This window comes from Microbacterium sp. NRRL B-14842, assembly GCF_050470785.1.
On sequence record NZ_JBFLUM010000065.1, the window covers coordinates 1 to 10,149 of the forward strand.

Annotated in this window: 13 protein-coding genes and 2 pseudogenes; 8 read left to right on the forward strand and 7 right to left on the reverse strand. The window is 74.0% G+C overall.

Annotated features, from left to right (window positions below; all coding sequences use genetic code 11):
* Positions 1-380 precede the first annotated feature (380 nt).
* Both AB1285_RS24280 and AB1285_RS24285 read left to right on the forward strand, forming a co-directional pair.
* Positions 381-884, forward strand: coding sequence for a hypothetical protein (locus tag AB1285_RS24280; protein ID WP_429978016.1), 504 nt, complete (start codon positions 381-383; stop codon positions 882-884).
* Positions 881-1,147 (forward strand): hypothetical protein, encoded by a 267-nt coding sequence (locus AB1285_RS24285; protein WP_429978018.1) that lies wholly within the window; start codon positions 881-883, stop codon positions 1,145-1,147. The genes AB1285_RS24280 and AB1285_RS24285 overlap by 4 nt, the downstream gene beginning before the upstream one ends.
* Positions 1,148-1,156: 9 nt before the next feature.
* Here the strand turns inward: AB1285_RS24285 and AB1285_RS24290 are convergent, their stop codons facing one another.
* Positions 1,157-1,375 (reverse strand): SCO4848 family membrane protein, encoded by a 219-nt coding sequence (locus AB1285_RS24290; protein ID WP_259951727.1) that lies wholly within the window; start codon positions 1,373-1,375, stop codon positions 1,157-1,159.
* Between the two features lie 119 nt (positions 1,376-1,494).
* On the opposite strand from AB1285_RS24290, the gene AB1285_RS24295 reads away from it, so the two are divergent.
* From AB1285_RS24295 to AB1285_RS24320, 6 genes are all read left to right on the forward strand, one after another.
* Positions 1,495-2,118, forward strand: a complete 624-nt coding sequence (locus tag AB1285_RS24295) for an RNA polymerase sigma factor (protein ID WP_232089144.1) — start codon at positions 1,495-1,497, stop codon at positions 2,116-2,118.
* Positions 2,115-2,570, forward strand: coding sequence for a hypothetical protein (locus AB1285_RS24300; RefSeq protein WP_268777540.1), 456 nt, complete (start codon positions 2,115-2,117; stop codon positions 2,568-2,570). The genes AB1285_RS24295 and AB1285_RS24300 overlap by 4 nt, the downstream gene beginning before the upstream one ends.
* Positions 2,571-2,620: 50 nt before the next feature.
* Positions 2,621-2,935, forward strand: coding sequence for a hypothetical protein (locus AB1285_RS24305; protein ID WP_429978020.1), 315 nt, complete (start codon positions 2,621-2,623; stop codon positions 2,933-2,935).
* 326 nt (positions 2,936-3,261) lie between these two features.
* On the forward strand, positions 3,262-5,331 hold the full coding sequence (locus tag AB1285_RS24310; RefSeq protein ID WP_429978022.1) for a S8 family peptidase: 2,070 nt from the start codon (positions 3,262-3,264) through the stop codon (positions 5,329-5,331).
* Positions 5,300-6,268, forward strand: coding sequence for a hypothetical protein (locus tag AB1285_RS24315; protein ID WP_429978024.1), 969 nt, complete (start codon positions 5,300-5,302; stop codon positions 6,266-6,268). The genes AB1285_RS24310 and AB1285_RS24315 overlap by 32 nt, the downstream gene beginning before the upstream one ends.
* The gene (locus AB1285_RS24320) at positions 6,151-7,017 is read left to right on the forward strand and encodes a CHAT domain-containing protein (RefSeq protein WP_429978026.1); all 867 of its coding nucleotides are present in this window, start codon (positions 6,151-6,153) and stop codon (positions 7,015-7,017) included. The genes AB1285_RS24315 and AB1285_RS24320 overlap by 118 nt, the downstream gene beginning before the upstream one ends.
* Here the strand turns inward: AB1285_RS24320 and AB1285_RS24325 are convergent.
* From AB1285_RS24325 to AB1285_RS24350, 6 genes and pseudogenes are all read right to left on the reverse strand, one after another.
* Positions 6,944-7,720, reverse strand: a pseudogene (locus AB1285_RS24325) (DeoR/GlpR family DNA-binding transcription regulator). The gene AB1285_RS24320 and the pseudogene AB1285_RS24325 overlap by 74 nt on opposite strands.
* Before the next feature lie 141 nt (positions 7,721-7,861).
* Positions 7,862-8,029, reverse strand: a pseudogene (locus tag AB1285_RS24330) (class II fructose-bisphosphate aldolase); the annotation flags it as partial.
* Positions 7,984-8,649: a class II fructose-bisphosphate aldolase gene (locus AB1285_RS24335; RefSeq protein ID WP_429978028.1), complete on the reverse strand. Its 666-nt coding sequence runs from the start codon at positions 8,647-8,649 to the stop codon at positions 7,984-7,986. The gene AB1285_RS24335 and the pseudogene AB1285_RS24330, both read right to left, overlap by 46 nt.
* The gene (locus tag AB1285_RS24340) at positions 8,646-9,560 is read right to left on the reverse strand and encodes a 1-phosphofructokinase family hexose kinase (protein ID WP_429978034.1); all 915 of its coding nucleotides are present in this window, start codon (positions 9,558-9,560) and stop codon (positions 8,646-8,648) included. Before AB1285_RS24340 ends, AB1285_RS24335 begins: the two co-directional genes overlap by 4 nt.
* 24 nt (positions 9,561-9,584) lie before the next feature.
* The gene (locus AB1285_RS24345; protein ID WP_429978030.1) at positions 9,585-9,755 is read right to left on the reverse strand and encodes a hypothetical protein; all 171 of its coding nucleotides are present in this window, start codon (positions 9,753-9,755) and stop codon (positions 9,585-9,587) included.
* On the reverse strand, positions 9,749-10,149 hold a 401-nt coding region (locus AB1285_RS24350), incomplete at its 5' end, for an ROK family protein (protein ID WP_429978032.1). The genes AB1285_RS24345 and AB1285_RS24350, both read right to left, overlap by 7 nt.

Sequence of the window (10,149 nt, forward strand, 5' to 3'; positions counted from 1 at the left end):
GGCCGGCGTCAATCGCAGGTGCGGGCATGGTGGCCCGCCTGCTGCTCACGCTGGTCGGCGGCATCCTGCGGACCGGCACCGGCGCATCGTGCTCATGCTCGTCGGCTCGATCCTGGGGATCGTGATGGCCGGAGCCTTCACGCTCCTCGCTCTCGGCGGCGCTCTCACCTTCGCGACCCTCCTCGTGATCGACGTGCTGTTGGCCGCACGGAGCGGCCTCTTCGACGTCGCCGGCGAGAGCGCATTGAAGGAGATCGTCCGGATGACGCGATGGGGCGGGCGCAGGCCGCGAACCAGGGGCGCGACGCCGCCCTCCAGCTCGCGGGCGGACCCCTGGGCGGGCTGTTGCTCGGCGTGGCGGCTGGCTCGTCGGTGCCGTCATGACCCTCTGCCACCTCGTCGCGGCCGTGACCGCCGGGTTGCTCGGCCGTCAGACCAGGCGAGCGGGCCTCGCCGACACCGGTGCCGAGGAGGACGCGGACCTCGACGCGCCCACCACCCGCCCGAACGCCTGGCGGGAGTTCCGGGAGGGATTCGGCTGGCTGCTGTCCCGCCCCGACCTCGGCGGCGTCATGCTCATCATGACGATCATCAACCTCGGCTTCAACGCCGCGATCACCACCGTCGTCTACGCCCTGCAGCAGGCGGGGCACTCCGAACTGCTCATCGGCACGGTCAGCGCGGCGATCGGCGCCGTGATGCTCGTCGGCGCGGTCGTCGCCCCGTTCCTCGTGCCCCGGATCCCGGCGGGGGTGCTGACGATCGGCGGACTCACGGTCGTCGCCCTCTGCGCCGTGGTGTTGTCGGTCGTGTCCGCGCCGTGGGCCGTCGCGGTCGTCCTCGGTGCCTCGGTGCTCCTCCTCCCCGCCCTCAATGCGGGATGATGGGCTACTTCATGGTGGCCACGCCCTCCCGACTGCTGGGGCGCGCGAACAGCGCCATCGGCGTGCTTGCGATGGGAGCCATGCCGCTCGCCCCCCTCATCGCCGGCTTCGGCCTCGCGTGGGCGGGACGCCAGGGCACCATCCTGATCTGCGCAGCCCTGTGCGTGCTGGCCGCCGCCCTCGCGATCGGGAATCGCGCCCTCCGCAGCCTCCCCGTCGAGTCTCGGTGGGCCGCGCACGCCGCCCAGTACGAGGCGGACTGAGGCTCCGCGCTAGGGCGCGACCGCCAGCACGGTGATCCCCGCCGCCGCGGAGGCTACGGCGAGCACCAGCGCGATCGCGATGAGGATGACGTGCACGCGGAGGAACGGGGTGGCCTTGCCGTTCTCGTCCCTGGCGCGCGGATCGTTCGCGACCCGCTTGTAGAACCGCGGCCAGACGAGCACGTTGAAGCCGGCATTGAGGAACAGCACGACGACGAGAGCGATCACCCCTCCACGCTATCGAGGGTGTCGTCGCCCCACGGATTCGGGCGTCGGAATTCTTGGACCGCGACATGTATCACCGAGCCCTTGCCGTGCTCCTGGTAGGTGTGATCACAATGGGCTTCATGATCGACGGTGCCCCCGGCGCCGCCTTCGATCCGGCATCCGACGACGGGCGCGCACGCTGGGAACGTGCCGCGGACCTGTTCGATGCGTGGCGCGATGGCGACGGCCGCTCGATGGACGACCTGGTGCGGCTGATGACGCCGGTGCTGTGGCACGTCGTGCGCGCCTACGGCCTCGAACGCACCCTCGCGGAAGACGTCGTGCAGACGACCTGGCTCCAGCTCGTGCGCGGCCACGGTGCCATCGCCGACCCGCGGGCCGTCTCCGCGTGGCTCACGACCACCGCCCGCCGCGAGGCCTGGAAGGTCGGCAAGGCGAACGGTCGCGTCGACACCGCGGAATCCGACGACCTGGACGCCCTGCTTCCGGAGCAGGCGTCCGCCGAGGAGCACGCCACGCTGGACGACGAGAACCGACGGCTCTGGGCCGCGGTACGCCGCCTCGCCGAGCGCTGCCAGCGTCTCCTCCGGGTGATCGCCTTCGAGGACCGCCCTGACTACGCGCGCCTCGCCCGCGACCTGTCCATGCCGGTCGGCAGCATCGGGCCGACCCGCAGCCGCTGCCTCGCGAAGCTCCGCGACCTCCTCGACGCCCCGGCCCGTCGGACGGAGGGACGATCATGAGCGATGAGGACGACGCCCGGCTCTTCGCCCGCCTGCGCAGCCTCTGGGGAGAGGTCGATCCGGTCCCTGCCGGGCTGATCGACCGGATGGTCGCCGCGGTCGCGGCGGACGGGCTCAACCGCGAGTACGCGCTGCTCACCCTCGTGGAGGGCCAGCTCGGCACGGTCCGCGGCGAGACCGACGCCCTCACCCTCCAGTTCAGCGACGGCAGCACGAGCATCCTCCTCCACGTCACGACGACCGCGTCCGGACGACGACGGATCGACGGCTGGGTGGACACCGCCGCTGCGGAGATCGTGTTGCTGCAGGGCGAGCGCGAACGCCGCACGACCCCGGCGGAGACCGGCCGATTCATGTTCGACGAGGTGCCGTCGGGGCTCAGCCGCGTGCGCCTGACCGCGACGGTCGGCGACGAGACCCGCACCCTGGAGACCCCGCAGTTCGAGTTGTGACCCCGCATCGCCGGCGCCGTCGCCGTCGATGCCCACGGAGAGGATGACCGATGGAGCAGCCCCAGGGATGGACCTGGCAGGACCGCGCGGAGGGATCGATCCGCCGCGGGACCGCCCTCGACCCCAGCACCGAACCGGTGGACGGGATCCGAGCGTTCCCCACCGCGTACCTGCCGGAGCGCCTGCTGATCACGCGTGCCCTCGACGAGCAGGAGGCGTACGACCGCGAGCTGCGCGCCCTGAGGGATGCCGCCGACTCTTCGGCTGGCGGCTGGAGCTGGAGTCGCCGGAGCGGGAGATCGGGAACGGCGAGCTCGTGCCGGGTGTCGCGGGTTCCTGCGGGCGCGCTTGACCACGCCGGATGAGCCGACCAGGGGCGAGTCCCCCGTGGCGCCCGATGCCTGGCGGGTGCTGCAACGCGCGCGCCGTCTGTCGCGCTCGACGATGCCGCGGACCAGCCTCGAGCACGTGCTCTCGATCGATCCGGTCGGGCTCAACCCGTTCACCCCGCACGAACCCGTTCACGCGGACGAACCCGTTCACCCGGACGAACCCCGTCCGCGGTGCGGCACCCGGCGGAGGCGGCAGCGACGACTACCTGGAGCCCGGACGCGGGGCGCGGCAGCCGGTCACCTGGCTCGGTCCCGCCCCGGCCCGCGCCGCCGCTCCGAAGCGCGGACGACGGCCGGTCGTGGCGATCCTCGACACCGGGTGCGGGGAGCACGCCTGGCTGCCGTCCGACATCGTCACCCGGCACGTGGAGCTCGACGGCGTCCCCGTGGGCTTCACGGACGACGCCGACCCCGAGCGCTACCCCGACCTCTACGGCCAGCTCGACGGCGAGATCGACGCGGTGGCCGGGCACGGCACCTTCATCGCGGGCCTCGTGCGTCAGGCCGCTCCGGACGCCGACATCCTGTCGATCCGTGTCGCCGGCGCGCTCGGGGTGGTGGACGAGAGCACGCTCCTCGAGACCGTGGCGCAGGTCGTGGAGCTGCTCCGGCGGCATCGGGAGGATCCGACGACGGGCTTCCCGATCGACGTGCTGAACCTCTCCCTCAGCTACTACCACGAGACCCCGACCGACGGGCTCTTCAGCACGACGCTGTACGAGCTGCTCGCGAAGGCCAGGGAACTCGGCTGCGTGGTCGTCTGCTCGGCCGGCAACGACGCGATCGACCGCCCCTCCTTCCCCGCGTCGCTGTGGCCGTGGCCCGGCGCCGACAACGGGCTGCGGTCCGACGACGGGGCTCCGCACGTCTCCGTCGGCGCCCTGAACCCGTCGGCGCACTCCGTGGCCCTGTTCTCGAACGTCGGCCCGTGGGTGCAGGTGTACGCCCCGGGCGCCGCGGTGGTCAGCACCTCGCCGGCCTTCGTCGGCGGCGCGCAGGCCGCGACCCGCGCAGACGTCGACGGGCTGCCGCGCGAGACGCTCGACCCGGACGACTACCGAGGCGGCTTCGCGGTGTGGAGCGGCACCTCCTTCGCGGCGCCGTACATCGCCGGACGGGTCGCCGCCCAGCTCGGCGCCGTCCCGACCCCAGGGTGTGAAGCCCGCCGTCGCCGCGAAGGCCGTCGCCGCCGTCCTGACGTCGCTGCCGACGCCGCACGAGAGGTCCTGACGCCTCTCACCCCTTCCGCACGACCACCCCGGCACGGCATCCTGGACGGATGCCCCTGTCCGCGAGCGCGCTGCACCGACGCGGCGTCGAGGCGGCCAACGCCCGGCAGTTCACCCGCGCCCGGCGGGAGCTGGAGAAAGCCGCCGCTCGCACGGACGACGTCGACCTCCGCGCGCGGATCGACGGCACGACGGCGTATGTGCTCGCGCAGACCGGTGAGCCCGCGGCGGGCGGAGGCGCTGTGCCGGGAGGCCCTGGCCAGGGACGGACTGCAGGCCGAGACGGTCGCCCTCCTCGGCGGGCAGCTCGGCGCCCTCCTCATGCACGGCGGACGGATGGAGGAGGCCGAGGCGAGCCTGACCGCCGCGATCGACGCCCTCACCGCTGCCGGTGCCGAGACCACCGCGCTCGCGAACTGTCTGATGAACCGGTCGGTGGTGCGGATGCAGCGCCATCGTCTGGACACCTGCATGGCCGACCTCCGACGTGCGATCGGGATCTACGAGGCGCACGAGGAACGGGACTCCCTCGCCGAGGCCACGCACAACCTCGGCTATGCCGCGCTGCTCGGCGGGGACCTCGTGTCGGCGCTGCGCCTGATGGCCGCGTCCCGGCCGACGTTCGCGGCCACCAGCGCCCTGGCCACCGCCATCAGCGACCTCGACCGCGCCGAGGTGCTCCGCGACGCGGGCCTGACCACCGAGGCGGAGGCGCTGCTCGGCCGCGTGGCCGTGCAGTTCGGTGCACAGCGGATGCGCCAGGCCCGTGGTGAGGCCGAGTTCCACCTCGCCCGCTCGCTCGTCCGGCACGACCCTCGGGCGGCCGAGCGCGCCGCCCGCACCGCCGCCCGACGCTTCACCGCCCTCGGCAGCAGCGGCTGGGCGGCCAGAGCCGCCGCGGTGCAGCTGGAGGCGCGGCAGCGGATCCGGCCCGACCGCCCCCTCGATGCGGACGCGTGGGAACGCGTGGCGCAGGAGCTCGACCGGAGCGGCTTCCGCACCGAGGCCACGGCCCTGCGGCTGAGCGCCCGCCGCGACGGCACCGGCCGCCTCCCCCGCGTCCCCGCCTCGGCCCCGACGCCGCTGCGGCTCCGTGCGCAGGAGGTCCGTGCGGCCCGCCGCCGCCGGACGCGGCCGTGACGGGGAGGCGCTGCGCGCCGCGGCCGCCGGGCTTGACCTGCTGTCGGCGTGGCAGCGGTCGTTCGGCGCCCTCGACCTGCAGGCCTCCGTCGCCATGCACGCCAGCGACCTCGTGTTCACCGGGCTCGCCGCCGCCGTCCGCCGCCGCGACCCTGCGACGCTCTTCGAGTGGTCCGAGCGCGCCCGGCACCTCAGCCAGCAGGTCGCCCCCGTCCGCCCCCCGCACGACGACGCCCTCGCCGCCGACCTCGCAGAACTGCGGATGCTGCGTGCCGACCTCGCGGGGGCGGACTGGACGACCGACCCCACCGTCCGCGCGCTCCGCGACCGGGTGCGGGAGCGGCAGTGGTCCGCCACCGGCTCGGGAGCGACGAGGGAGCGCCGGACGCTCGCCGAGACCTCCGCGCTCCTGCCGTCCGATACGGCGGTGCTGGCCTACGTCTACACCGGCACCGGCCTGCACGGGGTGGTGGTGCGGCCGGACGGCGCGACCGTCGTCGACCTGTCGTGGTCGCGGGTACGGACCGCTCTCGACGGCCTGCGCGCCGACCTCGACATGGCCGCGCTCACGCGGGGCGGCGCGATGGGGTCGGTGACCGCGCGCGCTCTGACGGCACGCCTCGCAGTCCTGGACGACGAGTTGCTCGGGCCGATGCGCCGGGCCGCCGCGGGCGCCGAGCGGTTGGTCGTCACCGTTCCCGGAATCCTCGGCGGGGTGCCGTGGGCCATGCTCCCCGGCATGCACGGCGTGCCGTTCACCCTCGCGACCTCGGTCTCGCGCTGGTTTCACGGCACGACGGCCGCCGCCTCGACCCGAGCGTGGGCTTCGCGGCGGGACCACGGGTTCCGCGGGCGGCGGAAGAGGTCCGGCGCGCGGCGGATTCATGGACGACGCGGGGGGCGACCCGCCTGCTGCAGGGCACCGAGGCGACCGTGACCGCCGCCACGGCACTGGCCGCTTCCGTCGATGTGCTCCACATCGCCGCGCACGGACGCCATGCGGTCGACAATCCTCTGTTCTCCGGCTTCGAGCTCGCCGACGGGGTGCTCTTCGGCTACGACGTCGACCTCATCCCCCGGGTGCCGCGGACCGTGATCCTCTCGGCGTGCGAGCTGGGGCGCTCCTCCGTGCGCTGGGGAGAGGAGGCCCTGGGCATGACGCGGGTCTGGCTGCACGCGGGCGTGGACTCGGTGATCGCGGCCCCGGTCACGGTGCCGGACGACGACGCCTGCGAGCTCCTCACCGCGGTCCACGGCGGCCTCTCGACCGGTGCTTCTTCCCGCCGACGCCCTGGCGAGCGCCGCGCTGACGACGGGGGTTTCCGCCCCATTCCAGTGTCACGGCAACGGATTCTGACTTTTTTGCCGGACCGAGGTATCAGAATCGCACCCACCCTCTCCTGTTCTTCGGAAGGTGTCGAGCGACAGGCCTCGAAGGGAGAGGCCCGAGGGAGGCGCCGTCGGTTCTGGGGAAACGCCGCTGGGGAGCGGGAAGACGAGACGGACACCATCTGCTCGGAGCGTCACGGTATGCAGCCGCGACGCTCTCGCAGGGCCTCGGCGATCTGGGGACGCCGAGGCCCTCGGGGTGTCCGCGGGCGGCCGGAGCGCCTCAGGCGAGGAGGACGCTGTACCCCGCGGCGCGCAGCGCATCGACCGCGGCGCCGTCGGCTCCTCGATCCGTGATGACGGTGGCGAAGAGCTCCGACCCGCCGACCCGTGGAGAACGCCTCGACCCCGAGCTTGCTGCCGTCGGTCACGACGACGGCGCGCCGCGCACGCTCCGCCATCATCCGGTTCACCGCCGCCTCGCGCTCGTCCTGCGTGGTCGCCCCGGCTGCCGCGTCCATCCCGTTCACACCGATGAGGCGAGGTCCAGCCGCACCCCGCGGAGCAGCTGCTCGACGAACGGGCCCACGAGCTCGTACGTGCGCGAGTGGATGACACCGCCCGTGACGACCACCTTGATCTCCGGCCGGGTGGCGAGCTGCGCGGCGATGTTCACGGCGTTCGTGACCACCGTGATCCCGCCCTCCGCTGCCAGGTCCTCGCGGGCGGCGAGCGCGGCCGCGATGGCCGTGGTCGTCGTGCCGCCGGAGAGCCCGACCACCATACCGGGGGTGACGAGCGCCGCCGCGGTCTGTGCGATGCTCTCCTTCTCGTGCGTGCGGAGATGGCTCTTGTAGCGGAGGGGCAGTTCGTAGGCGACGGTCTGGGCAACGGCGCCGCCGTGCGTGCGTGTGAGCAGCCGCTGCTCGGCGAGGGAGTCGAGGTCGCGGCGGGTGGTGGCCGGAGAGGCTCCGAACCGCTCCACCAGCTCCTCCACCGTCACCTCCCCGTCCGCCGCGAGGAGGTCGAGGATCGCGTGCAGTCGGGCCGCGCGCTTCACCGGTCGTCGTTCCGCGTCGAGGTCGCAGCTGTGCCGGGAACCTCTGCGACCGGAGCGGGATTCTTGCGACGAAAGCAGGGCGAACAGTCGCAGCATCCGGGCGGCTTCGTCCGCGAGGGCGGCGCGGGCGGGAGCGAGGTACTTGCGGGAGTCGACGAGACGCTCGTCGGCGGCGAGCACCTCGCGGACCGCGCGCGTGAAGAAGCCGTTGAGGTGGGTGGAGACGTTGACCTTCGTCATCCCGGCGCGCACGGCGTCGGCGATCACGGCGTCGGCAACCCCGGAGGAGCCGTGCAGCACGAGAGGCACGTCCGTCCCGTCGGAGGCGGCACCGCGGAGGGCCGCCGCAGGCGGGCGATGAGGTCGAGGTCGAGGGAGGCGGTGCGGTCGGTCATGGCGTGCGACGACCCCACGGCCACGGCGAGCGCGTCCACCCCGGTCGCGGCGACGAACGCCCGCGCCTCGTCCGGATCGGTGCGCACGCCGGGGGCATGGGCGCCGTCCTTCCCGCCCACCTCGCCGAGCTCGCCCTCCACGTAGACCCCTGCCGCGCGCGCCCGGGCGGCGACCTCGGCGGTCACCGCCACGTTCTCGTCGTAGGGCAGCGCGCCGCCGTCGAACATGACCGAGCCGAAGCCGAGGGCCACCGCCTCGTCGACGAGCTCCGGTCGCTCCGCGTGGTCGAGGTGCACCGCCACCGGGGTCTCCGCGCGTCCTGCCGCGGCGAGCGTCGCGAGGGCGATCGGCTCCAGACCGCCGTGATAGTCGGCGCAGTTCTGCGAGATCTGCAGGATCACGGGGAGCTGTGCGAGTGCGGAGGCCCGCACGAGGCCCTCCGCGGTCTCCAGGTGGATGACGTTGAAGGCACCGATGCCGGTGCCGGCGGTGGCAGCCGCGGAGACGAGCTCCCGGGCGGAGACGAGGGTCACGAAGGGTCCTTCCGGAAGGAGGCGGGGTCGGGGCGGGACACGCGGAGCTGCTCCTCGAGCGCGCGCCAGCGGGGAGAGATGTCGCCGGCGAGCGGCATGAGCACGGCGGCCGCCGACCACGCGGTCGCGCGGCGGAGGATGACCTCGGGATCACGCTCGCCCTCCGCGGAGAGCACGGCGCAGGCCGCGACCGCGGCGTCTCCCGCACCGGTCGGGTTGCCGGAGAGCGGCTCGTCGAGTCGGGCGTGCAGGAGATCGGTCGCGGTCACCGCGAGCATGCCGTCGGCCCCGAGCGACAGGAGCACGAGCTCGGCGCCCCGGGCCAGCAGCGACCGGGCCCCCTCGACGGGGTCGTCGATGCCGGTGGCTTCGGCGAGCTCCGCGGCATTGGGTTTGAGCACGGTGGCTCCGGCGTCGGCGGCGCGCAGGAGGGCCGGGCCCGAGGTGTCCACGATCACCGGGACCCGGGCGTCGGCGCCCACCGCGACGAGCATCGGCACGAGCGATTCCGGCGCTCCCGGGGGGAGGCTCCCGGAGACGACGAGGACCCCGGCGCCGGGAAGCCGGTCGACGATCTCCGCGAGAAGCCCGCCCCACTCGGCATCGGTGGGGTTCACCCCTCGTTCGTTGACGATCGTGGTGTCGCCCGCGGCCTCGTCGACGAGGGCGATGCTGCGACGGGTGTCGGCCGCGACGGGCACGAGCACATGGGGCACGCCGCTGGCCGTGAGCTCCGCGGCGAACTCCGCGCCGACCGGACCGCCGGCCGTGGTCAGCGCGAGACGGACGCCCCCTCGGCGTGCGCGACCCTGGCGACGTTGAGGCCCTTGCCCGCCGGCGCGGGACGCCCCGGTGTCCGTGCGGTGTGTCCCGCCTGCGACGAGGCGATCGACCCGCCAGGTGAGGTCCAGAGCCGGGTTCGGGTGACGGTGAGATCATGCGAGCTCCCTGGCACGGAGGGCGGCGCCGATCAGTCCCGCGTTGCCGGACAGCTCGGCGGGGACGAGCGCGGGGAGGCGGTGGAAGCTGAGACGCGCCGCGAGACGGGTCCGCAGCTCGTCGAAGAGCGCGCCGCCCGCCCGCGACAGTCCGCCGCCGATTACCACGGCCTCGGGGCGACCACGGCGGTCAGCTGCGCGAGCGACAGGGTGAGCGCGTCCAGCGCCGAGTCCCAGATGTCGGCGGCGACCCGGTCCCCGGCGGCCGCGCGGGCGATGACGTCCTTGGCGCCGTCCGGGGTCGTCCCCGTGGCCTCCCGGTAGCGGCGCGCGATGGCGCCCGCCGAGGCCACGGCCTCCAGACAGCCACGGGCACCGCACGGGCACACCGGTCCGTCGGCGATCGGGGAGTGCCCGATCTCGCCGGCGTAGCCTCCGGCCGTGTAGGGGTGGCCGCCGACGAGCAGGGCCCCCGCGATCCGGTGCCGATCACGAGGATCACCGCGTGTCGTCGGCCGCGCGCCGCCGAGCTCGTGCTCGGCCCACCTCGCGGCGACGCACG